We start from the raw sequence: 22,602 nt of genomic DNA on the forward strand, positions 1-22,602 counted from the left end.
ATGGCTTCATATTCAATGGGCGATCTAAAAAAAGGGCTAAAGATCGAGATCGATGGCGTTCCTTATAAAATCGTAGAATATCAACACGTTAAACCGGGCAAAGGTGCAGCTTTTGTTCGTGCAAAAATCAAATCTTTTATCGACGGAAAAGTGCTTGAAAAGACTTTTCATGCAGGCGATAAATGCGAGCAACCACATCTTGAAGAAAAAGAGATGCAGTATCTTTATGATGATGGTGAGTATTGTCAATTTATGGATACAGTTACTTATGAGCAAGTTGCTATCAGCGACGAGGATGTGGGTGATGTTAAAAAATGGATGATCGATGGCATGATGGTTGAAATTTTATTTCACAATGGCAATGCGATCGGCGTTGAAGTGCCACAAGTAGTTGAGCTAAAGATAGTTGAGACTCCACCAAATTTCAAGGGTGATACGCAAGGCGGTAAAAAGCCAGCTACTCTTGAGAGTGGCGCGGTAGTTCAGATACCATTTCACGTACTTGAGGGCGAAGTAATTCGTGTTGATACAGTTCGTGGCGAGTATATCGAGCGTGCAAATAAATAAAGCAGCTTAATATTTCTTGCTAAATTTATGTTTAGTAAATCTAATGCTTAGCTAAAGTCACTATTTAAAAAGTATTGGCTTTAGCAAAAAAACTTCATTTCTACATTGTGAAATTTCAAACAGTGTTAGCTTAGAATACACAAAATTTTTATATTTTATAAAAATCCAAATATAGCCAAATATCAGCTCATAAAATTTTTAAGAATCAAAAAATATATAAAAAAATGAAAATTCTTAGCGAGATAAGTAAATGTTTTAACTATAAAATTTTTATATTAGGATAGTAGAACCGTAAGTCAAAAACAGGGGAAAAACGAGACGGTTTCCCGTCTCGGTAGCTAGCATTAAGCCGACTTTTCTTTGAGATATTTGTTTATAAGAGTTGTGATCTCTTCACCGTGAGGAAATCTCGCTTCATCATTTCCGATGCGATCTTTCTTAGAAAATATAACATCTCCATTAACCTCGACGATGAAATTTCCACCATCACCTATAACCTTTTCGACTCTTGCATCACTAAAGTTCGCTTTTATTTCATCTTCTACACGAGAAGCTACCGGACGATAGTTTCAAGAGTTGCAGTAAATAATTTTTACTTGCATGCTCTGTCCTTTCTTGTGAAATAAGCCAACATTATATAGAATTTTACTTAACAAATAAAACATATTATTGTAAAGGATAAATTTATGAAAAAAGTTGCTGTGATTTTAGCTGAAGGATTTGAGGAGATAGAAGCACTAACTTCTGTTGATGTTTTACGTAGAGCTGGAGCGATAGCTTCTATTATTGGGCTAAATGACGTAAACATTAAAGGATGCCACAATATATGTGTAAAAGCCGATGTGACACTTCGCGAGATGAAAGAGCTAGACTACGATGCGATCGTCCTTCCTGGTGGACTTCCAGGAGCTAGCAATCTAGCAAACGATACAAGGCTCAAAGCAATTTTGCAAAATTTTGATAAAAGCAATAAGCTTATTTGTGCCATTTGTGCTGCTCCTATGGTGCTTGAGAGTGCTGGTGTGCTAAAAGATCATTTTGTTTGTTATCCAGGATTCGAAGAAAATGTAAGAAGCGATAAAAGAGGCTACATGAGCGATAAAAACGTGCTAAAAGATCAAAACATCATCACAGGAAAGGGTCCTGCATTTTCAATGGAATTTGCACTTTTTATAGTTAAAAATTTACTTGGCGATGAAGCCTATCTTCAAGTAAAGAATGATTTACTTTATAAATAGCTTATAAAGATAAAATAGTTTTTTATTTAATTATTCTTTTTAAACTTAAGATTAGATTTTGTTTAGTGATAGTTATAAAAGTTCTATATATACGAGCTTGTAGCTTTTAAGAATATTTTTCAAAAAAATATAATAAATTTTTGATTTTTTACATCTTTTTGACGAAAATTAGCTATTATCACACTAACCGAATAAATCGGTAATTTTTTTAAGGAACACTCCTGTGAATATTTATGTAGGAAATTTGTCGTATAGAACGACAGAGGCAGAATTGAAGGAAGCTTTTGCACAATTTGGTGAAGTAAAGCGCGCAAAGATCGTAAAAGATAGAGAAACTGACCGCTCAAAGGGTTTTGGTTTTGTTGAGATGGATGACGCAAATGAAGGACAAAGAGCCATAGACGGGCTAAATGAAAAAGAACTAGGCGGACGTACTTTAAGGGTAAATGAGGCCAGACCAAGGGATTAATGACTATTTGCCACCAAATGGTGGCATAGTATCCCGCATAGCTCCTACGCCTAGTGGGTTTTTGCATGCTGGTAACGCTTATAACTTCATCCTAACTTATCTTTTGACACGTTCAGTAAGTGGCATTTTGCACTTACGTATTGATGACTATGACCTTAGTAGATACCGGCGCGAGTTCGTTCAAAATATCTTTGATGTTTTAGAATTTTTGGGGCTTGAATGCGATAAAGGGCCTGTCTACACGAGTGATTTTGAGCAAAATTTTAGCTTTAAAGTAAGAGCTAAAAGATACGAAGATGTACTTAAAAAACTAGATGAAATTTATATCTGTGAATGTTCAAGGACTACAAAAGGTGCCTATAAAAACGACATTTACACAAAAATATGCAAAGATAAAAACCTAAAATTTATAAAAGATAAAACCGCCATTAGATTAAACATTGATGAAGACGATGAGCTTGGCAAGGCTGTATCAGCGCAGATGGGCGATTTTGTAATTTATAAAAAGGATTTTACTCCAGCTTATAATTTTGCAAGTGTGATAGATGATGAGGATATGGGCGTAAATTTGGTTGTTAGAGGGGAAGATCTGCTACCTTGTACACTAGCTCAAAGATACATCGCAAAAAGGCTAAAATTTAACTTCTCAGAGGCAACTTTTATTCATCATAAGCTGCTTTTAAAAGATGGCAAAAAACTATCCAAAAGTTCAAAATCACCGCCAATCGATCTAAGATCTAATCCGCAAATCTATTACAAAATATTAGCAAATGATCTTGGATTGGATATAAAGTCAACAGATAAAATTTCAAATCTTCTTTACGAGTTTAAGCTAAAAAATATAGCTAAAAATTTTTGCAAAGTATGAGCTAAATTTATACTGTATATGCAGTTTATCCCCGCCTTGATCTTTTGCTTTGATTAGCCATGTATTGCTTTGATTATTTGAGCTTTGTCTCAAAAAATGCACTAAAAAGCGAGTTTATGCCTTGCTTTGTAAATTTCTCCATTATCTTTTCGATCTGCGGTTTTTCTTGCCAGACGGGCTCATCTACGAGGCTCATTTTTGCTAGCTCATTTTGAGCGTCTATGTAGCTGCCAAGGCTATCAATTAGCCCAATTTTTAGGGCGTTGTGTGCCAAAAAGACCCTTGCATTTGCCCACTCGTCTTTTTTCTTGATGTCTAAATTTCTAGCCTCCGCCACGTCACTTACAAAGAGCATGTAAGCGTCATTTACGAGCCCTTGCAAGCTCTCACGCTCCTGCTTGCTCCAGCTCCTCATAAATGTGCCAGCCTCTTTAAACTCGCCAGCTTTCACCACCTGCTCGCTCACGCCTAAATTTTTGGCTAAATTTTCGATGTTTGCCCCTTGCATGATGACGCCGATCGAGCCTATGAAAGCGCCCGGGTTTGCAATGATAGTATCAGCATTTACGCCAGCGTAGTAGCTGCCGCTTGCCATGTTGCCAGCTGCGTATGCGAGTACTTTTTTGCTCTCTTTTAGTCGCTTGACTGCCATAGCTAGCTCCACGCTTGGACTTAGCGCACCGCCTGGGCTGTCGATGTAGAGCAGCACGCCTTTGATGTTGTTATCCAGCCTTGCTTTTTCGAGCGCATCTAAAATTTCGCTTGTGTCCATTATCGTGCCTGTGATGTCGATGCGGGCTAAATTTGGCTCTTTCATCTTACCATCTGGCGCAAATACGAAAAATAAGATCAGTAAAAATATGATCGCCTTAAAGTAGTTGCTGATAAATTTAAAAATTCCCAAAATTCCTCTAAAAATAAGCCTTAAAATTTGCAAATTTTGCCTCCAATATATAGTTTTTTGGCTTCATTTGTGTGAAGTATGAGCTGCAAAATTAGCTCGCTGTCATCGCACTCTAGGTCGCTATAGATTGCGATATCAGCTGCACGTCCTGCCTTTATCTCGCCGTTATTTGTCCTAAGTGCCTTTGCGCCACCATGCGTTGCAGCGACAAAAAGCCTAGTGGCAAGCTCGTTTAGATCAAGGCTAGCGTGGGTAAATAGGGCAGCCCTTAGTTCATGCCAGAAATTTAGGCTGATATTTGAGCTAAGGCCATCTGTACCGATATTTAGGCTGACATCATTTTTAAAAATTTCTTTTAAATTTAACGCCTTTTTGCCAAGCAGTCTATTTGAAACGGCACAGTGTGTCACGCTGTGATAGGGCTTAAATTTAGCAAAATCACTCACATAAACGCAGTGCGTAAAGAGCGTATTTATCTCACGAAACATCTCAAAATAGCTCTTCGTGTCATACATTGGCTTTGGGGCCGGATTAAATCTTAAAAGATGTTTTTTAAACCCTCCGGTGCCACGCTCTAACCACTGCTTTTCAGCCTTGCTCTCTAAAAAGTGCGTGCTTACAAGTAGCTCATCTTTTTTAGCCATTTCAAGGGCGGCTTTGGCGAGCTTGGGGTGCACAGAGTAGGGTGAGTGCAGCGAGATAGCTGGGGTGAAATTTTTACTTTTATAGCCCTTTGTCTTTTCAAATTTGGCTAAGAAATTTTGTAAATTTTGTTCGCACAGCTGCTCGTTTGAGCCTAAAATTTCACTAAAAAGCACGACTTTTAGTGGGCTAGCGGCTAAAATTTCAAGATCCGAGCCAAAGCTAGATATCTCGCCAATGGTGCAAACTCCGCTTTTTAGCATCGAATTTATAGCTTCATTCATCGCCTTTTTAGCATCCATCTTAGCTAGCTCACCACCTTTATCGATGATGGAGCCAAGCCATTTTATAAAATCACCACATTTTAGGGTGCTGACGTTTGAGCTAAACTCCAAATGAACGTGCGAGTTTATAAAGGCTGGGGCAACCACGCTATCATCAAAGTCACAAATTTTAGCCTCTTTAAATTTCTTTTGCGCCTCTTTTTCGTTTAAAATTTCTAAAATTTTACCCTCATCAATGACAACACAAGAATTTTTAAAAATTTTTGGATTTTCTCCGCCAGTGATGATCTTTTTTGCTTTTAGAATTTCCATTTTTGGCCTTAAATTTTTGTTATTGTAGCGAAAATTTAGGAACGAAAATGTATAATTTAGGCTATTTAATCAAAAAGGAGTGACATGGATAAGAAGCTAAAAATAATGGTTATCCAAGGCCCAAATATCAACATGCTTGGCGCTAGAGAGCCAGGAATTTACGGCGTTATGAAGATGGAGGACATCCACTCTCAAATGAAGATTGTCGCCGATCAAAATGACGTCGAGATCGAGTTTTTTCAAAGCAACCTTGAGGGTGAGCTAGTTGATAAGATCCAAGAGTGTTTGGGCGATGCAGACGGCATCATCATAAACCCAGCTGCCTACACTCACACATCTATCGCTATCCGCGATGCGCTAAGTGCGGTTGCGCTGCCAGTTATTGAGGTGCATATCAGCAACGTTTATAGAAGAGAAGAGTTCCGCCATAAAAGCCTCATTGCGCCAGTTGCAGCAGGTCAGATCGTGGGTTTTGGACCAGTTGGCTATCATTTAGCAATGATAGGAATGCTTCAAATTTTTGAGCAGATAAAAGCAGTAAGAGCAAATCAAAACGCACAATGAATTTTATCTTAAAGGACGAAAACGCCGTATTTTACGAGTGCGGCTATAGCTGCGACAATGAGTTTTTGCTGTGTCTTGACGGCGTGAAATACTTTTTCACGGATGCGAGGTATTACTTCGAGGCAAAAAGCTGCGTAAATGCTGGTGTGGTCGTTCTTTTGGCACAAAGAAATTTAATAAGCGAGGTCAGAGCATTTTTAAGGAAAATAAAGCCAAGCAGCCTCGTTTTTAACCCTGACGAGTTAAGCTTAAGCGAGTTTAATGCACTTAGCAAGGGCTTTAAGATAAATTTCAAGCCAAAGGCAAATTTCTCTAGGCTAAAGAGAATTTGCAAGAGCGAAGATGAGATAAAAATTTTAAAAAAGGCTAGCGAATTTGGAGCAAAATGCTTTGATGAATTTGCCAAATTTGTCCGTGAAAATGGCGAAGGAATGAGCGAAAAAGAGCTTCATTTTAATGCTTCGCTCATATTTAGGCAAAAAAACGAGCTAGGTCTTAGCTTTGATCCGATCGTGGCGATAAACGAAAATGCCGCAAAGGCGCATGCGCTGCCTGGGGATAAAATTTTAAAAAAAGGCGATTTGTTGCTACTTGATGCGGGGGTTAAATTTAACCGCTACTGCTCTGATCGCACTAGAACCGCTTGCTTTGATGAAAATTTTAACTTCTCAAAGGAGCAAAAATTTACAAACGCCAAGATGCAAGAAATTTACGAGATCGTAAAAGAGGCTCAGGCTGCTGCAATAAAGGTCGCTAGAGCTGGCATTAGGGCGTGCGAGATAGACCTTGTAGCAAGAAATGTGATAGCAAAGGCTGGATATGAAAAGGCCTTTTTTCACTCGACAGGACATGGTGTGGGAGTCGATATACACGAGCTTCCAGTCATCTCAGCAAGAAGCGAAACGCTCATAAAAGAGGGCATGGTCTTTAGCGTGGAGCCTGGAATTTATCTAGAAAATGAATTTGGCGTACGCATCGAGGATGTGGTGGTCGCAAGAGAAGGTGGGTGCGAAATTTTATGAGGCTAGCTGGAGCAAGAAAGATCGCAAGAAGCCGTTTTTGCCCTAGTTTTTTTCATAAAAGAGATGAGTTTAAGTATGAGGCGCTAGTTGGTATGGGTGGCAACATCGGTGACAGCGCAAAGAGGTTTGATAGATTTATAAGAGCGATTACAAGTGATAGCAGGTTTCATGTAGTTGAAGTCTCGCCGATCCTTATAAATGCGGCGTTTGGCTACGAAGTGCAGGATGATTTTAGTAACGCTGTTATAAATTTACAAACATCTCTGGGGCCTAGAAATTTACTAAAAATTTTAAGGCACTATGAGAGTAAATTTAAGCGCGTGAGGACATTTAAAAATGCACCACGTACGCTTGATCTGGATATTTTGTATTTTAGTAAAAAAGTCTATAAAACGCCGCGTCTTATCGTCCCGCATCCAGGAGCCGATAAGAGGCTTAGCGTGATCGTGCCACTAGGGCTTATGAGAGGTTAAAAGGATATAAATGGCTACAAAATTTCATACTTTTACAGGTGAGAGCACCATTGAGGCTTTGAAAAAGGCTCAAGAGACGTGCGGCGAGAAGGCCATACTCGTTACTACAAAGCAAATTCAAGCCAAAACAATAAACAAAAAGCCACTTTATGAGATTTTAGTAAGTGTCGAAGAGGACGACGTTAAACAGCCTCCAAAGCCAAATGCAAAAGCCATTAACTACGAGAATGCCTACTCAAAATTTAGCAAAAACTATGAGCCGCCAAAGCCAAAATTTGAGATAAAAGAGGAGCCTGCTAAATTTGAGCAAAAGACTATGTCGCCTGAGCCATACGATCCAAATGAGAGCGTGCTTTTAAATATCTCGGCTGCTGCAAAAGAGATAAGTACAATTGCAAATGTCGATATGAACGAGATCAAAGAGCCAAATACAAATGGCATGAATAAAAAAATAGACGACGTAGCAAAGCAAGTAAGCGTGCTAAGCGAAAAAATAGGGCTGATAACTGACATGATCTGGGACGAAAAAGCTCCAAATCGCAATAATCTCTCTATCCCGCCAGAATTTGCTAGCATCTACAAGCTCGCAAAACAAAGCGGTATGAAAGAGGAGCATTTGGAAGCGATAATGCAAACTACGCTTGAAAATTTGCCAGTTTCGATGAAAAGCAATCCAACCGCGGTAAAAAGGTACTTCTACTCACTTTTGCGAAATATGCTACCTTGCAGAAAAGAGCCAAGCGATAAAAAACAACGTATAATGATGCTAGTTGGTCCAACTGGAGTTGGTAAGACGACGACTCTTGCAAAGCTAGCGGCTCGTTTTGCCTACGGCAACGAAAAGCGCTATAAAACAGGTATCATCACGCTTGATACGTACCGTATCGGAGCGGTTGAACAGCTATTTCAGTATGCAAAGATGATGAAGCTACCTATACTTGATGTTATCGAGATAGATGACTTTCAAAATGCTATCAAACAGCTTAATTATTGTGATGTGATACTTATAGACACGACTGGAAATTCACAGTATGACAAAGAAAAACTTGAAAGGCTTGATAAATTTTTAAAGCATAGTGGTGCAAAGATCGATGTAAATTTAGTCCTTTCGGCTGGCTCAAAGGTTGAAGATCTAATAGAAATTTATAATGGGTTTTCATTTTTGGATATTGACACGCTAATAATCACCAAATTTGATGAGACAAAAATTTTTGGCAATGTCTTTTCGCTGATATATGAAACAAATACGCCAGTTAGCTACTTTAGCGTGGGCCAAGAGGTGCCTGATGATCTTGTGGAGGCAAAGAGCGAATTTTTAGTAGAGTGCGTGTTTGACGGCTTTACAAAGCAAAAGGCTAGCGATGAATAATCAAGCGCAAAAGTTACAAAGTTTAGTCCAGTCTCAAAGCAAGAGCAAAAATACGCATTTTATTGCGATAACTAGCGGTAAAGGCGGTGTTGGTAAGAGTACGATAAGTGCAAATTTAGCAAATGTTTTATCAAAAAATGGCTACAAAGTAGGGCTTTTTGACGCTGATATCGGCCTTGCAAACCTTGATGTCATCCTAAATGTAAAAATGGGTAAAAATTTACTTCACGTGCTAAAAGGCGAGTGCAGCCTAAAAGATATCTTGATACCTATAAATAAAAATTTGATCCTCATTCCTGGCGAAAGCGGCGATGAAATTTTAAAATTTAACAATCAATTTTTATTTGAGAGGTTTTTGGATGAGGCGAGCGAGCTTGATGAGCTTGATTTTTTGATCATCGATACTGGAGCTGGCATAGGTGGTAGCACGCAGCTATTTTTAGAAGCGGCTGATGAGGTCGTGGTGGTGACTGTGCCTGATCCTGCGGCGATAACTGATGCGTATGCGGTCATAAAGATCGTTTCAAGGTTTAAAAATAGTGAGCTTTTGCTTTTAAATATGGTAAAAAATGAAGCAGAAGCGACTAGAATTTATGAAAATATCAAACGTGTTGCTAATGCAAATATTGGGCCTAGCTTAAATTTAGAGCTTATAGGATTTGTGGCTTCTGATAAGAATGTTTCAAGAAGTATAAAACAACGAACGCTTTTTACAGACGACGCTGCTTATGCTGAGCCTAGTGCCCAGATAAAACAGATAGCTTCGAATTTACTTTATAGGTTGGAACGAAAAGTGCTTAACGATGAGCAAAGCAGGAGCTTTGGGGGCTTCTTTAAGCGTTTGATAGAACAATTTTAATGGAGATTGAGCTTTGCGTGCAGAAAATTTTATAGCATTTTTTACGGTTTGTGGTTTTTTTGTAGGTATAGTTTTTACCTTGCTAAAGGTGAGTGAGCCTATCGAAATGCTTGTTTATACACTAGTTATTACTTTGTTTTTTTATCTTATAATTCACATTGTTATCATGAACTACATCGATGTGAAAAGGGCTTTAACTAAAATTTTTGACAAACAAAAGCACGAAGAGATCGCAGACTATCTCATCTCTGAGCTAAATACTAGAGAAAAGCGTATGGAAAATATAATGGTAAAAATGACTGCTGAAAATTTTGATTCTGGTAAACGAAATGCACGAACTAAAGCAAAAGCAGCTTAACGCTTATAAAAACACGATAAAAAAGGAACAAGACGAAATCGTCTTAAAATATATGCCAGCACTGCGTGCAATGGCATTTAGGCTTAAAGAGAGGCTACCATCAAGTATAGATACAAATGACCTAATAAGCATTGGCGTTGAAGAGATGATAAAACTTAGCAGGAAGTATGACAAGGAGCAAAATGACTCTTTTTGGGGTTATGGTAAGAAGAGAATTTATGGATCTATGCTTGATTACCTAAGGACTCTTGATGTTGTTAGCAGAAGTGATAGAAAACTTGTAAAGAGTATAAATAGTGAGATAGATAATTATTTCAATGAGCATGAAGAAGAGCCAAGCGATGAGTATTTGGCTGAAAAACTTAATGAAGATATTGAAAAGATAAGAGAGGCCAGAGGCGTTAGCGGTATTATCACTATTTTGCCAATAGACGAGCAAATGGAGCTAATTGGTCAAAATGATGTCGAGAAAAGCATTGAGAGAGAGGATCTTATTTTAAAAATAGAAGAAGCTTTAAAAGATTTTGACGAAAGAGATCAGATGTTGGTTCAGCTTTATTATTATGAAGAGCTAAATTTAAAAGAGATAAGCCAGATCATGAATATCAGCGAGAGTAGAATTTCACAAATTCATAAACGCTTGCTTGATCGTATCAGGCGTAGCTTGGGGGTTTAATGGCTGATATTTTAAGTCAAGAAGAGATAGACGCGCTACTTGAAGTTGTTGATGAAGACGGTGATACGAGTAATTTCGAGGTCGAAGAGAGATCGCAAGGCGAACAAAAACAGATTGTTATTTATGATTTTAAGCGTCCAAACCGCGTTAGTAAAGAGCAACTTCGTGCGATAAAAGGCATCCATGATAAGCTTGCCAGAAATTTGGCTAGTCAAATTTCTAGTGTTATGAGAAGTATCGTCGAGATCAGACTTCACAGTGTTGATCAAATGACTTATGGCGAATTTTTGATGAGTTTACCAAGTCCAACTAGTTTCAACGTCTTTTCTATAAAACCGCTTGATGGAAACTGTGTTTTGGAGATAAATCCAAGCATTGCTTTTCCGATGATAGATCGTTTGCTTGGCGGAACTGGTGAAAATTTTGAGGCAAATAGAGAACTAACCGATATTGAAGTAAATTTGCTTGATGCGGTGCTTAGAATGATCATGCAGCGTCTTAAAGAGAGCTGGTCAATGATAACTGATATGTACCCAAATGTGGAAGCTAAGGAGAGCAGTCCAAATGTCGTACAGATCGTCTCTCAAAATGAGATCGTCATCATGGTCGTTATGGAGATCATAGTCGGTGGCTCAAGCGGTATGATAAATTTATGCTATCCGGTTATCTACCTTGAACCGATACTCTCACGCCTTGCAAACAGAGACATTATGCTTGGTGAAACAAGTGCAAAAAAAAGTAGAAACAAAGAGTTAAAAACACTTATCGGACGGGCAGAAATTTTATATGAAGCTATACTTGGCAAATCGATCATTAGCGTAAATGAGTTTTTAAATTTAAAAGAAGGCGATATTTTAAGGCTTGATAGAGGAGCTGATGATAAGGCGATCGTTTGTATAGATAAAAAAGAAGTTTTCTTGGCTGAGGTCGGACTTCATAGATTTAGAAAATCTATAAGAATTGAGCAGTTAATACGCTCCGATAAAGATGAGATCAAAAACATCCTAGAAAAATATGAAGAAGAGAGAAAAGCAAAACTAATGGCTTATGAAGCTAACGAACGCAATATGGAAGAAGAAGAGAGTGACGAAGATGATGAATAATTTTTTTAATATATTTTCCAATGAGTTAAAAGCTACGATCGAAGGGCTTACAGGTAGAGCTCCAGAGGTTGGCGAGAGAAATGAATTTGATGCACCAACACAAAACGGCATAAAGCCTCCAGTGGTAATGGCTAGCGTTGCATTAAGCGGAGATATTAATGCCAAAGCAGAGGTTGTATGCACTCCGGTTTTAATAAGTGCCATTAGCGAATGGATGATGGGCGAAGAGGAAATTTCAAAGAATGAAAATTTAGGCAGTGATGAGCTTGACGCTGCAAAAGAGATATTTTCAAACCTTTTTAGTGCCTTTAGTACATCTTTGGGTGCTCAAAAGGGCATGCCAAAGATAAATTTTGAAGTAATAAATGTAAATTTTTTAGATGAAAATTCTTCGCTTGATTTTAGTGTTTATGAAAAGCTATTTTTATTTAATGTCAAAATTGAAGATCTAAGCGAGCATATCGGTTTTGCTTGCGATCATTCGCTAATGAAATTTTTTGAGCCAACGAAGACTGAAGCACCAGCTGCACCAGCAAGCACTCCTCACGTAGCCAAGGGCGATTTTAGCGTTGAAGAGATGAGAAATATCGGTCTTATAATGGACGTTAGACTGCCTATTCGTGTTCGTATCGGCTCAAAAAGAATGCTTTTAAAAGATGTGCTTACCATGGATATTGGCTCAGTTATTGAGCTAAATCAATTAGCAAACGATCCGCTTGAAATTTTGATCGGTGATAAGGTTATAGCACTTGGCGAAGTTGTCATAATCGATGGAAACTTTGGCATCCAGATCACTCAGATAGGCTCAAAACGCGAGAGGCTCCAACAGTTAAAATAATGAATAATGAATTAGTTAGTGATCTTTTAAATTTTCCAAACGTCTTAAAATATAAAAATAAAAATGTTACCTTCTTTGGCTCGGCTAGATTTGATGAAGAAAATTTCTACTGCAAAAAGGCTTATGAACTAGCTTACAAACTAAACGAGCTAGGATATGCTATCTTAACCGGAGGTGGAGATGGCATAATGAGAGCTGCAAACAAGGGCGCATTTGATAGCGCAAAGTCTCCAAGTGTCGCACTAAACGTAAGGCTACCGTTTGAACAAAATACAAATCCTTACGTTACTGCAAAATATCTCTTTTCAAATTTAAGCCCAAGAAAATTTGCACTCACCGATCGTTCAGTCGCATTTGTAGTCTTTCCGGGTGGCTTTGGCACTCTTGATGAACTTTTTGAAATTTTAGTACTCGCTCAAGTTGGTAGCAAAAAAGTAAAAATTTTTCTTTTTGGGAGTGAGTTTTGGCAGGGGCTTGATGAATTTATAAAAAATACGCTAGTTAGCCAAAAAACAATAAAAAAAGAAGATATAAATTTATACAAAATCACCGATGATTTAGAGCTTATCGCAAACGAAATTTTGACTATTTAAAAATAAGATATAAAATATCCGCTTTTAAATTTCAAAGAGGTAAAAAATATGAAAATAATGGTCGCAATGAGCGGTGGTGTAGATAGCACTATGACGGCTAAATTTCTGCAAGAAGCTGGTCATGAAGTGCAAGGTTGCTATATGATGCTACATCAAAAGCCAGGATATCACGAAGAAAACATCAGAAAAGTCAAAAAAGTGGGCGAGTATCTTGGCATAAAGGTGCATATTTTGGATCTGCAGGATAAATTTAACGAGTTTGTCTATGATCCTTTTGTGAAGCTCTATAAAGAGGGCAAGACGCCAAATCCTTGTGCTTTGTGCAATAAATTTATAAAGCTTGGTGCGTTGCTTGATTTTGCAAAGGCAAATGGCTGTGAGAAGCTTGCTACCGGGCATTATGTGCAAGTTATTGATGGATTTATCACATGTGCAAAAGATCCTAGCAAGGATCAAAGCTACTTTTTAGCTCAAGTGCCAAAAGAGATATTAAAAGATGTTATTTTCCCGCTTGGGGATAAATTTAAAAAAGATATAAAAGAGCTTGCAAGAAGTGTAAAAGTGCTTGAAGAATTTGCTACGCAGGCAGAAAGTAGTGAAATTTGCTTTGTGGAAGATACTTATATCGAAGTTTTAAATAAGCATTACAATACAAATTTGCCAGGAAACGTAGTTGATAAAGACGGCAAAATAATCGGTCGCCACCAAGGTTATATGCACTATACTATCGGTAAGCGCCGTGGTTTTGAGGTTTTTGGTGCTCATGAGCCACATTTCGTTATAAAAATAAATGCCGATAAAAACGAGATCGTTGTAGGAACAAAAGATGACTTGGCTCAAAAAGTAGTTGAGCTTGAAAACGTAAATTTATTTATAGATAAAGATAAATTTGAGTGCGAAACCAAGATAAGATATAGAAGCCCTAAACTTGATGCTTTTGTTGAGGTTGATAAAGAGAATAAAACGGCAAAATTAACGCTAAATCAAAATGCACTTGGTGTGGCACAAGGCCAGCTTTGTGTTATGTATGATGGTGATAAGGTTATTGCAAGTGGATTTATAAAAGGCTAGCTTTAGCCTTTTATAAAAATTTATTGAGCTCTGTGCGATTTTTTATAAATTAAGCTAAAATTTATTGACAAAACATATCTTTTCGTCTATAATACGAGCTCTTTTCAAGTGTTCCGGATTAGCTCAGCGGTAGAGTAGGTGACTGTTAATCACTTGGTCGCTGGTTCGAACCCAGCATCCGGAGCCATTTATCTTCAAAAATTCTTTTAAAACCCAGATTTTAACGATGTTTTAAGAACTTTAAGTTTTCTTATTTTTTGTATTTTTCCCCTTTATTTCCCCTCAGTTTTATTTAATATTTTAAAATTTTCTATTTTGCTCTAATGTGTTTTTATGTATATTATTTTTTGTTTTTAAAGAGTTGTAGGCAAAAATATAAAATATTTTTACTCTAATTCGCTCTAAGCTACTCTAAAGAGCTATATTTTATAAAGAATTTCTAAAAATATCTCATTCTGTAATGAAAAAATACCTCAATTAGTATAATTAATAGTAAAAGCAAAAAGGATTTTTATGCTCGATAGTAATGAGTTTTTAAATACAGTACTACAAAGTCTAGAAAGACAGTTTCCATCTGTGCAAGCTCTAGATCGGAAGCAAACAGCCAAGGCGATTGGAATTGGGCTTTCAACATTAGACTTACGTATCAAAGATGGCAGGAATTTACCTAGATATATAAAAATAGGTGATGCTAAAAATTCAAGGATAGTTTTTCCCTTACTTTCAATAGCTGAGTTTTTAACAAATCAAAGGCAAAAGGTTTTATGATGAAGCAAAATAAGAGAAATAGACTCACTATAAGACTTGATGATAATGAATTTAATCAAGTGAATCTAAATGCTTCAATATCTGGGCTAAATAAGTCAACCTATATAAGACACGTTTTAATAAACGCTAAACCACCTATTCATAAATTTGATAAGGCAATGATAATTCAGGTGGCAAAAATAGGCAATAACATAAACCAAATTGCAAAGCATGTAAATATAGATAAAGTCATAGATGGTGTTGTTTTAAAACAAATAATTGATGTCAATAAAAAATTAGACGACTTAATGCTGCAAAAGCAAAATTTAGGAAGTTAAGCATGTTAGTAAAATTCTTTAAAACTAAAAACGGCGGTGGTGTTGCGGGTATCAACTATCTTTTAAATCATCGGGCAAAAGACAATACAGCGTTTGTTTTAAAAGGTAGCGAAGTGATTACTAGGCAGATAGTATCCAATATGACCAAAAAACAAAAACTTTGTATGGGTTGTTTGAGCTTTGAAGAGGCTGACATTGATTTGGATACCAAACAAAAGATTATAGATGAATTTGAAACACTGCTACTCGGAAGATACAAAGAGAGATTTAATATCCTTTGGGTTCAACATATCGATAAAGGTCGGCTTGAGTTAAATTTTGCCATACCAAAAGTTGATTTAGAAAGCGGAATGGCTTTTAATCCATATTATGACAAAAAAGATAGAGCTTTAATAGACGCTTGGCAAAACCTTACAAATTTCAAATTCAGCTTTAGCGATCCAAAAGATCCCGCAAAAGCCCATATGCTTCAAGGCTCAAGAAAAGAGATTGGTATCATTAAAGAATATATTGAGCTAGAAAAAATACTGACCGAAAAATTTATAAATCAAGAATTTACTTGTAGAGATGACATTTTAAAAGCTTTAAATGATAGCAGGATAGAGATAACTAGAATTAGCAAAGACTACATATCGGTCAAATTACCTGGCACTAAAAAAGCTAGAAGATTCAAGGGGGATATGTTTAGTGAAGAATTTAGAAATATTAAAAGCATGGAGCAACTCCGAAATAAAACTGAAGCGAGAGCAGCAGAATTTAGAGGTAGAGCAGATACGCAAACAAATGTTGGAGCTTCAAGACAAAGTTTTATATTTGCAAGACAGCTTGAAACAAAAGAACCAAGAGAATTTAGAATTGTTAAATTTAAACAAAGCTTGTCAAAACGAGATCAAGAGCTTGCAAGACTCAAAAGAGGACTTGACAAACAAATACAAGAGCGAAATAAATGGCTTGAAGTCCAGGTTAACAGAGTGCAGAAGCGATGCAAAATTTTTCGAAATCATATCATGGATATCGGTTATTGCATTAGTGCTAATTTCGATATACATATGGAGCCTATATTTACAAAAGCCCTAACTAATGCAAATAAATCAGCCAATGATGGTATAGATAAAACAAAATACAAATGGCGAGCAACAAATCATAAACACACTATTTTTAACGAAAGGATTTTTGATAATGACTCTACTAGAGCAAACATTATTGACACAATTAGAAGAAAAAGAGAAATGGGAGCAAGATATGGTAATGTTATTAGGACAACTATTGATGGAATTCGAGACATTAAAAGAGAAATTAGTCAGTATAGAGATAGAATCAACAAACAATATAAATTCCTTATATCAAGAGTTATCAAACTTGCAACTGCAGCTAACAAACTTGCAGAAAGAATCCGAGAATCAGACATTTTTTCAAGAGAATTACATGATGCAACTAGAGAATTTGAAGAAGTCGCTAGAAGGTATGCATTAAGTCATGCGCAAAAAGATGTTAAGATCGATGTAGATGTGCCAAAAAAGAGAGATATTGGTGGTATGGGGTTTGATTTTTGATTGGGAGATTAAATATAAATTTTATCTCCCAATATATCTTGCTAATATAAGTGCAATGATTAGTTCATCTATATATTTATGAATTTCACCTTTTGTAAGCCCCACTCTAACAATAATCAAGCGGATCAAAATCACTATACTCTTTTTCATAGTATATATCTTCAGCCCAGTAGTCAAAGCACTGAAGCTCTTTTAACGCTAGCCTTAGCTCCTTTCGCTCAAGATGCTCATATCTAAAGCTTATCACGCGTATTAGTATCTCTCTTATAAAATTTCTATCACTGCTAAAATTTTGTGCCGCACTTTTTAAAGTTGCTATGACATTTTTTATAAATACACCTTTATAATAAGCCACTCCTAAAGCCTGAAACAGCATTATCTTTGCCTTGTCGATAACTCCATTTTTATAAAAAATTTCTGCTATTTTTATGCATATTAGCGTATCTTTTTCGAAGTAGATCTCGCTATCCCAAAGCCCAAATTCGTCTGATATCTTATCTAAACATATATTTTCTTCTACGCTACAGCCATTATAAGTGTCAAACTCGGCATCAGGTCTTAAAAACCACTCAAATTCTATTTTTGCATTTTTGCAGATGACGTAAGTTTGCCAGCTTCTCATAGAAGCTCTTATAGCGTAGCTATGTAGTTTATGTTCGAGTTTTACGAAGTAGCATTTGCTTTTTAGCGGGATTATCTTCACTACTTCGCTTTTTGAAATTTGATCCGCGATCTCTTTGTAGTATGAGAGCGGTTTTATCTCATTTTTGATATATTTTTCTGCCTCATTGGCAACGACGAAAAATTCCTCTTTTGTTGTGGCGGCTTTTATGAGTTTTTTGAAACTTTCGCGAGCCCATTTGTGAAAGCCTATATGTGAGAAAAGATCATCCTCTAGTTCATACACTTGCCCAAATAACTCAGCGCTTTTGTTCTTTTGCATGAGCTTAAATATAGCAGCTGCGCCAGCTATGCCGTTTTCAAGCCTACCACACATCGTGCGGTATATCCATCTTGTGCATACAAAGCATTGATTTGTCGAGTCATTTAGTAAGTGACCTAGCATATCCTTTGCTTGCTTCTCTTTACCTGCCTCAAATAGCTCTTTTATCCGTTTGATCTTCTTCATCGCCACTCCTTTTGGGATGAATTTTAAAGTAAAAAATGGACAAATTTTATTCCTGTTATGCTGCTATGATCTCACAAAAGGACGTTAAAATAAAGATCTTTTTGACGATATAGAGTAGATAAAGGAGGAATGTAATGGAAAATGAAACAAACTATATTTTAAGTGCTGGCGATATGCTAAGTTGTCAAAAATATCAAATTCCAGACTATCAGCGCCCATATGTGTGGAGTGAGGATCTAGCCTTGGGGCTATTTTCAAGCATTAAAAGGTCATTTGAGAATGGAGTCTCTGATGAGATTTTATTAGGACATATTATATTGCATGTAGAAGCAGACGCCATAAATATAGTTGATGGACAACAGCGAATAACTACGCTGGCCCTTATTTTAAAAGCTCTAGGCGATAATAATGTACCTTTTTTAGATAATAAGCTAAATATCTTATCACATAAGGCTTTGAAAAGAAATTTTGAGCTTTTAAAATTAGAATTGGCTGATACAAAAGATAAAGAAAGACTCGTAGAATATATAAAAGAAAAGGTTAAATTTACGTTCGTAAAAACTGAAGACTTAGACGAAGCATTTTTATATTTTGATACGCACAATACTAGCGGCAGAGCCCTTAGCGAAACAGATCTACTCAAAAATCACCACCTAATGTTTATGGACGAGACAAAATCAAAGCAATTAATGCTTCACTACACTAAAAAATGGAATGAGTACTCTTTATGCGGGGTTAATACCTCTTGGTTTTTGAGGGAGAATTTGATATTTCGCACACTACGAACTGCACTAACCATAAGGAATATAAAAACTAATGCATATTATCCACATATAGTATTTGGTTATTATGGAGCAGATGAAGAGTGGTATAGGATAAATTATTCTATTTTTCAAGAATTTAAAAACCATTTCGATGAAAAAATAAAAATTTACAAAAGCAATATATCGATAGTAGATGATGTGCTTGGTGGCGCAAATTTTTTTGAATACGTTTTTAAGTATTGCGATATCTTAAAATATATTGAAAGTAGTTTTATATTTTTTAATGGAGATTTTACAGGATGTAGTTACCTAAATCATGCTTGCCACGTGGTTTTACTGTGTGTAGCTGATAAATTCGGTACTGAAGCATTGGATGAAATTTCAGATTTAGTACTTTTCAATGTCTTAATAGTAGTTTGTAAACATGATAGGATTGATCCGAATAACTACATGCTATCAAATTTGACCAACCGACTCCTGCAGCTCATAGACACATCAAGTGTATTAGAAACTTTAAAAATAAAGATAGAAAAAGAGTTAAAATCTAATGTTGATACAGTATATATCTCGCCTGAAAAATTAAAAAAATTAAAAAATAAGGATAAATATACAGAAAATTATATAAAAAGTCGCTCGTTTGGTATTATAAAATTGAAAGGAAAAGAAGATGGAAGCAAGAAAAAATAATATCGGCAGTTTAAAAAAGCTAAAATTTGAAATACCTTTTTACCAAAGGGCATATTCTTGGGAAAAACAAGATATTGAAAAGTTAATAAATGACATAAATGCTAGAAGCAAACACTATCTTGGCAATATCGTATTTAAAAAAAATGATGATAAATTTATAATTATAGATGGACAGCAGAGGCTAACTACAATTTATATTATTTTTATGGCTCTAAGAGAAAAACCGTTTGAGCTAGATTATGAAATAGACAGTGGTGACGGCGAAAAACTAAAAAACTTTGATATCAACGAATATAGATATATTAACCAGCAAATTTTAGAGGCTATTAATTTTGTAAAAAATAATAAGACTTTATGTGAAATTTCTTTTAAAGAAAAACTAAATTCAGCTATTTTTACAATGACTATTATCCCAGAAAATATCAAAGCTACTGAGTATTTTGAACTAGTTAATACAAAAAGCATCCAGCTTGAAAATCATCAAGTTTTAAAGGCTAGATTTTTAAGTAATATCAAAGACAACTATGTAGGCATAGCAAGAAAATGGGATATGATCTCAAATATGGATGAAAAGTATAAGGATCAAGTAAAAAACAACAATAAATATACACAATGCGGGGAGCTAGAAACTATAAATGTGCTTTTAAATAAAATCTACAAAGAAGAGCAAAGAGCACAAACTAAAACAAATTCTGATGCAAAGAGCTTGGTAAAATTCCCGGTATTTTTACTTCTAGCTTTAAAGGTCTTTGTTGCTAAAAAAGAACTCAAAATAGACATTATCATAAACAAAGATAAACTTTTAGGTGAATTTGATAAGGTTTTTAAAGAACAAGCCAATATATACTCTGAATTTATTAAGTTCCTAGAAGATATGCGTAATAAATTCGATGGATTTGTCTATAGAGATGACGATATGAAAGACAAAAAGCTACTAAATTTACAAAGGATGTTTTACTATACCAGTGAATATGATAAGCCAGAATTTATTGCTGCACTACTAGCCTTTTTAGATAAAAGCTCGCTAGGAGAGTATAATGAGGAAAATGCAAAAAAAGTTACTAAATTTCTTGAGCAATTAGACAACGAACTGGTAAAAAGTGCTCTAAGAAATAACGGATCTCGTAAAATAGTAGAAACAATAAATAACGTTATAGAAAAAATTTATAAAAACGAAAACATAGAAACACAAATGCTTGAAAAAATAGACTCAAGTTTTTTGGATAATGGGACAGCGATACCACACTATTGGTTCTATAGGCTAGAGTATCTACTTTGGCAAGATTTTGAAGATTTAAATGTTTGTGGTATTTGTGCAAACAATATAAAAACGGTATTTCCTAAATTTAATAGAGACGAATACCTAATCAAATCCCAAGACACGGTAGAGCATATGTGGGCAACAAATTTACAAGAAAATAACAAAGCACTAGATGATTTTGGAAATTTGGCCTTAATAAGAAAAGATTTTAATTCTAGTTTAAGCGATTATAATTTTGGAGAGAAGCTAAAAAGGATAAAAGAAAATCCAAACTCAAGTATAAAAATGTTGATATTTTACACACTTCAACAAGGCTATAACATTGAAAGAATAAAAGACCTTGGCATAAAAATGAAACAAATTCTTTTTCAGGGCATATACAATGGCACTATCTAAATCCCTCTACATTCGCGGTCTTCAGTGTGAAAAGAGCTTGTGGCTTAAAAAGAAAAAGCCAGAAGTCTTGCAAGCTCCAGATGATGGCGCGCAGGCTGTGTTTGACACTGGCACATCGGTAGGCGAGCTAGCCTGTGAGCTTTTTAGTGGTGGCGAGAGGATAGAATACACTGGCGACTTTGGCTCGCAAATGGCAAAGACCAAGGAACTTATGGGGCGCGGCGCAAAGGTCATCTACGAGGCCACTTTTTGCTTTGATGGCATCCTTGTTATGGTTGATATCCTTCGTATCGGTAGGGACGGGCTTATCATTAATGAGGTAAAGAGCTCAACCTCGGTAAAAGAGGTCTATATCGATGATGCAAGCATCCAGTACTACGTCATTAGCTCGCTTGGCTACAAGGTGAGTGTCGTAAATATCATCCACATAGATAGCAGCTACGTAAGAGGCGAGAAGCTTGAGCTTGAGAAGTTTTTTCATACCGAAGACGTGACTGAGCAAGTAAGGCAAAAACAAGCAGATATCCCTCGAATTTTAAGTAAATTTGATGAAATTCTTAGCAAAGACGTTGAACCAGAGATTGATATCGGAGTTCAGTGCTCAAACCCATATCCTTGCGATGCTTGGGAGTACTGCTGGCGCGAGCAGCGAGGCATACCAGAGTATAGTATTTTTGATATTAGTGGCTTAAGAAGTAAAAAGAAATTTGAGCTTTATAAAAGTGGCATAGTTAAATTTGAAGACATAAAAGAGCTAGATAAATTTAACACCTCTCAGCAGATCCAAATCCGCTCCGAACTATCCAAGGAGCAGGTCATAGACAAAGAGGCTATCAAAGAATTTCTAGAGACACTTAACTATCCGCTATATCACCTTGACTTTGAGACATTTCAGCAAGCAGTGCCAGAGTTTGTGGGTCTTAGTCCGTATGAGCAGATACCTTTTCAGTTTTCTATTCACAAGGATGATGGCAAGGGAAATTTAGAGCATTTTGAGTTCTTGGCCGAGGTCGGGGCTGATCCTAGATATGAGCTGGCGCTAAATTTGATCAAATTTATCCCGCAAGATGCCTGCGTGCTAGCCTATAATATGAGCTTTGAAAAAAGAGTTATAAGACGTCTTGCTGAAATTTATCCGCAAATCTCAAATGAGCTTATGGCCATCCACGACAACATAAAAGACCTGATGACGCCATTTGCTAGCAAAAGTTACTACCACCCAAAAATGCAAGGTAGCTACTCTATAAAGTACGTCTTGCCAGCACTCGTGCCAGAATTTGAGTCGGCGTATAATGATCTAAATTTGATCCACCATGGTGGCGAGGCGATGCAGGCCTATGAGGCTATGGCGTATATGCCAGCCAAGGAGCGCGATGCCTATAAAAAGGCACTTTTAGCATACTGCAAGCTAGATACTCTGGCGATGGTTAAAGTTTTAGAAAAACTGCGCGAAGTGGCAAAATAGACAAAAAAGTGTCTGCTTTGCTGAATATAATGCTTTAAAAATTAAAGGAGAA

At 36.4% G+C, this 22,602-nt stretch carries 25 protein-coding genes and 1 tRNA gene; 22 read left to right on the forward strand and 4 right to left on the reverse strand.

All coding sequences use genetic code 11. The features are described from left to right. A complete protein-coding gene (efp, locus tag B9N66_RS02240; protein WP_021090997.1) occupies window positions 1–567 on the forward strand; it encodes an elongation factor P in 567 nt (188 codons plus the stop codon). A 344-nt stretch (window positions 568–911) separates the two neighbouring features. Here the strand turns inward: efp and B9N66_RS02245 are convergent, their stop codons facing one another. After that, window positions 912–1,169, reverse strand: a complete 258-nt coding sequence (locus B9N66_RS02245) for a SelT/SelW/SelH family (seleno)protein (RefSeq protein ID WP_257638046.1) — start codon at window positions 1,167–1,169, stop codon at window positions 912–914. An 84-nt stretch (window positions 1,170–1,253) separates the two neighbouring features. Between B9N66_RS02245 and B9N66_RS02250 the strand changes: the two genes are divergently transcribed. The 3 genes from B9N66_RS02250 (at window position 1,254) to B9N66_RS02260 (ending at window position 3,142) form a co-directional block, all read left to right on the forward strand. Next, entirely contained in the window at window positions 1,254–1,805 is a 552-nt protein-coding gene (locus B9N66_RS02250) for a DJ-1 family glyoxalase III (RefSeq protein ID WP_087579711.1), read from the forward strand. 223 nt (window positions 1,806–2,028) lie between these two features. Continuing rightward, window positions 2,029–2,274: an RNA recognition motif domain-containing protein gene (locus tag B9N66_RS02255; protein WP_087579712.1), complete on the forward strand. Its 246-nt coding sequence runs from the start codon at window positions 2,029–2,031 to the stop codon at window positions 2,272–2,274. Next, window positions 2,252–3,142, forward strand: a complete 891-nt coding sequence (locus tag B9N66_RS02260; protein ID WP_087579713.1) for a glutamate--tRNA ligase family protein — start codon at window positions 2,252–2,254, stop codon at window positions 3,140–3,142. The genes B9N66_RS02255 and B9N66_RS02260 overlap by 23 nt, the downstream gene beginning before the upstream one ends. A gap of 73 nt (window positions 3,143–3,215) precedes the next feature. Here B9N66_RS02260 and sppA read toward each other — a convergent pair whose 3' ends face one another. Together sppA and mqnF are read right to left on the reverse strand one after the other, a co-directional pair. Beyond that, complete coding sequence (gene sppA / locus B9N66_RS02265) at window positions 3,216–4,079, reverse strand: signal peptide peptidase SppA (RefSeq protein ID WP_087579714.1); 864 nt, start codon at window positions 4,077–4,079, stop codon at window positions 3,216–3,218. Then, window positions 4,067–5,284, reverse strand: a complete 1,218-nt coding sequence (gene mqnF / locus B9N66_RS02270; protein ID WP_087579715.1) for an aminofutalosine deaminase family hydrolase — start codon at window positions 5,282–5,284, stop codon at window positions 4,067–4,069. Before mqnF ends, sppA begins: the two co-directional genes overlap by 13 nt. A gap of 84 nt (window positions 5,285–5,368) precedes the next feature. Here mqnF and aroQ point away from each other — a divergent pair, with 84 nt between their 5' ends. The 15 genes from aroQ (at window position 5,369) to B9N66_RS02345 (ending at window position 16,848) form a co-directional block, all read left to right on the forward strand. Beyond that, window positions 5,369–5,848, forward strand: a complete 480-nt coding sequence (gene aroQ / locus B9N66_RS02275; protein ID WP_009294223.1) for a type II 3-dehydroquinate dehydratase — start codon at window positions 5,369–5,371, stop codon at window positions 5,846–5,848. Beyond that, window positions 5,845–6,870 carry a M24 family metallopeptidase gene (locus B9N66_RS02280; RefSeq protein WP_087579716.1) on the forward strand — a complete coding sequence of 342 codons (1,026 nt, stop codon included), beginning with the start codon at window positions 5,845–5,847 and terminating at the stop codon, window positions 6,868–6,870. The genes aroQ and B9N66_RS02280 overlap by 4 nt, the downstream gene beginning before the upstream one ends. Next, entirely contained in the window at window positions 6,867–7,343 is a 477-nt protein-coding gene (gene folK / locus B9N66_RS02285) for a 2-amino-4-hydroxy-6-hydroxymethyldihydropteridine diphosphokinase (protein ID WP_087579717.1), read from the forward strand. Before B9N66_RS02280 ends, folK begins: the two co-directional genes overlap by 4 nt. 10 nt (window positions 7,344–7,353) lie before the next feature. Next, window positions 7,354–8,712 carry a flagellar biosynthesis protein FlhF gene (gene flhF, locus B9N66_RS02290; protein WP_087579718.1) on the forward strand — a complete coding sequence of 453 codons (1,359 nt, stop codon included), beginning with the start codon at window positions 7,354–7,356 and terminating at the stop codon, window positions 8,710–8,712. Further along, the gene (locus tag B9N66_RS02295; protein ID WP_085657667.1) at window positions 8,705–9,571 is read left to right on the forward strand and encodes a P-loop NTPase; all 867 of its coding nucleotides are present in this window, start codon (window positions 8,705–8,707) and stop codon (window positions 9,569–9,571) included. The genes flhF and B9N66_RS02295 overlap by 8 nt, the downstream gene beginning before the upstream one ends. A gap of 13 nt (window positions 9,572–9,584) precedes the next feature. Beyond that, the gene (locus B9N66_RS02300; RefSeq protein WP_087579719.1) at window positions 9,585–9,929 is read left to right on the forward strand and encodes a hypothetical protein; all 345 of its coding nucleotides are present in this window, start codon (window positions 9,585–9,587) and stop codon (window positions 9,927–9,929) included. After that, window positions 9,901–10,605: an RNA polymerase sigma factor FliA gene (locus tag B9N66_RS02305; protein ID WP_087579720.1), complete on the forward strand. Its 705-nt coding sequence runs from the start codon at window positions 9,901–9,903 to the stop codon at window positions 10,603–10,605. The genes B9N66_RS02300 and B9N66_RS02305 overlap by 29 nt, the downstream gene beginning before the upstream one ends. Further along, complete coding sequence (gene fliM, locus B9N66_RS02310; protein ID WP_087579721.1) at window positions 10,605–11,708, forward strand: flagellar motor switch protein FliM; 1,104 nt, start codon at window positions 10,605–10,607, stop codon at window positions 11,706–11,708. Before B9N66_RS02305 ends, fliM begins: the two co-directional genes overlap by 1 nt. After that, a complete protein-coding gene (gene fliY, locus B9N66_RS02315; protein WP_087579722.1) occupies window positions 11,698–12,546 on the forward strand; it encodes a flagellar motor switch protein FliY in 849 nt (282 codons plus the stop codon). The genes fliM and fliY overlap by 11 nt, the downstream gene beginning before the upstream one ends. Continuing rightward, a complete protein-coding gene (locus B9N66_RS02320; RefSeq protein ID WP_087579723.1) occupies window positions 12,546–13,139 on the forward strand; it encodes an LOG family protein in 594 nt (197 codons plus the stop codon). The genes fliY and B9N66_RS02320 overlap by 1 nt, the downstream gene beginning before the upstream one ends. A gap of 48 nt (window positions 13,140–13,187) precedes the next feature. Continuing rightward, window positions 13,188–14,210: a tRNA 2-thiouridine(34) synthase MnmA gene (gene mnmA, locus B9N66_RS02325; RefSeq protein ID WP_087576724.1), complete on the forward strand. Its 1,023-nt coding sequence runs from the start codon at window positions 13,188–13,190 to the stop codon at window positions 14,208–14,210. A gap of 112 nt (window positions 14,211–14,322) precedes the next feature. Then, a tRNA-Asn gene (locus B9N66_RS02330) sits at window positions 14,323–14,397 on the forward strand. Between the two features lie 326 nt (window positions 14,398–14,723). Then, a complete protein-coding gene (locus tag B9N66_RS02335) occupies window positions 14,724–14,978 on the forward strand; it encodes a helix-turn-helix transcriptional regulator (protein WP_035145040.1) in 255 nt (84 codons plus the stop codon). Beyond that, window positions 14,978–15,295 (forward strand): plasmid mobilization protein, encoded by a 318-nt coding sequence (locus B9N66_RS02340; protein WP_087579724.1) that lies wholly within the window; start codon window positions 14,978–14,980, stop codon window positions 15,293–15,295. Before B9N66_RS02335 ends, B9N66_RS02340 begins: the two co-directional genes overlap by 1 nt. 2 nt (window positions 15,296–15,297) lie before the next feature. Next, the gene (locus B9N66_RS02345; protein WP_087579725.1) at window positions 15,298–16,848 is read left to right on the forward strand and encodes a relaxase/mobilization nuclease domain-containing protein; all 1,551 of its coding nucleotides are present in this window, start codon (window positions 15,298–15,300) and stop codon (window positions 16,846–16,848) included. Between the two features lie 106 nt (window positions 16,849–16,954). Here B9N66_RS02345 and B9N66_RS02350 read toward each other — a convergent pair whose 3' ends face one another. After that, the gene (locus tag B9N66_RS02350) at window positions 16,955–17,977 is read right to left on the reverse strand and encodes a hypothetical protein (protein ID WP_087579726.1); all 1,023 of its coding nucleotides are present in this window, start codon (window positions 17,975–17,977) and stop codon (window positions 16,955–16,957) included. A 134-nt stretch (window positions 17,978–18,111) separates the two neighbouring features. Between B9N66_RS02350 and B9N66_RS02355 the strand changes: the two genes are divergently transcribed. From B9N66_RS02355 to B9N66_RS02365, 3 genes are read left to right on the forward strand one after another with little or no spacing between them, the layout of a single operon-like run. Further along, on the forward strand, window positions 18,112–19,428 hold the full coding sequence (locus B9N66_RS02355) for a DUF262 domain-containing protein (protein WP_087579727.1): 1,317 nt from the start codon (window positions 18,112–18,114) through the stop codon (window positions 19,426–19,428). After that, window positions 19,409–21,085 (forward strand): DUF262 domain-containing protein, encoded by a 1,677-nt coding sequence (locus tag B9N66_RS02360; protein WP_087579728.1) that lies wholly within the window; start codon window positions 19,409–19,411, stop codon window positions 21,083–21,085. Before B9N66_RS02355 ends, B9N66_RS02360 begins: the two co-directional genes overlap by 20 nt. Then, entirely contained in the window at window positions 21,072–22,550 is a 1,479-nt protein-coding gene (locus tag B9N66_RS02365; RefSeq protein WP_087579729.1) for a DUF2779 domain-containing protein, read from the forward strand. The genes B9N66_RS02360 and B9N66_RS02365 overlap by 14 nt, the downstream gene beginning before the upstream one ends. The last annotated feature ends 52 nt before the right edge of the window (window positions 22,551–22,602 follow it).

Origin of the sequence: Campylobacter concisus, assembly GCF_002165775.1 — a bacterium.
Lineage (GTDB): Bacteria > Campylobacterota > Campylobacteria > Campylobacterales > Campylobacteraceae > Campylobacter_A > Campylobacter_A concisus_E.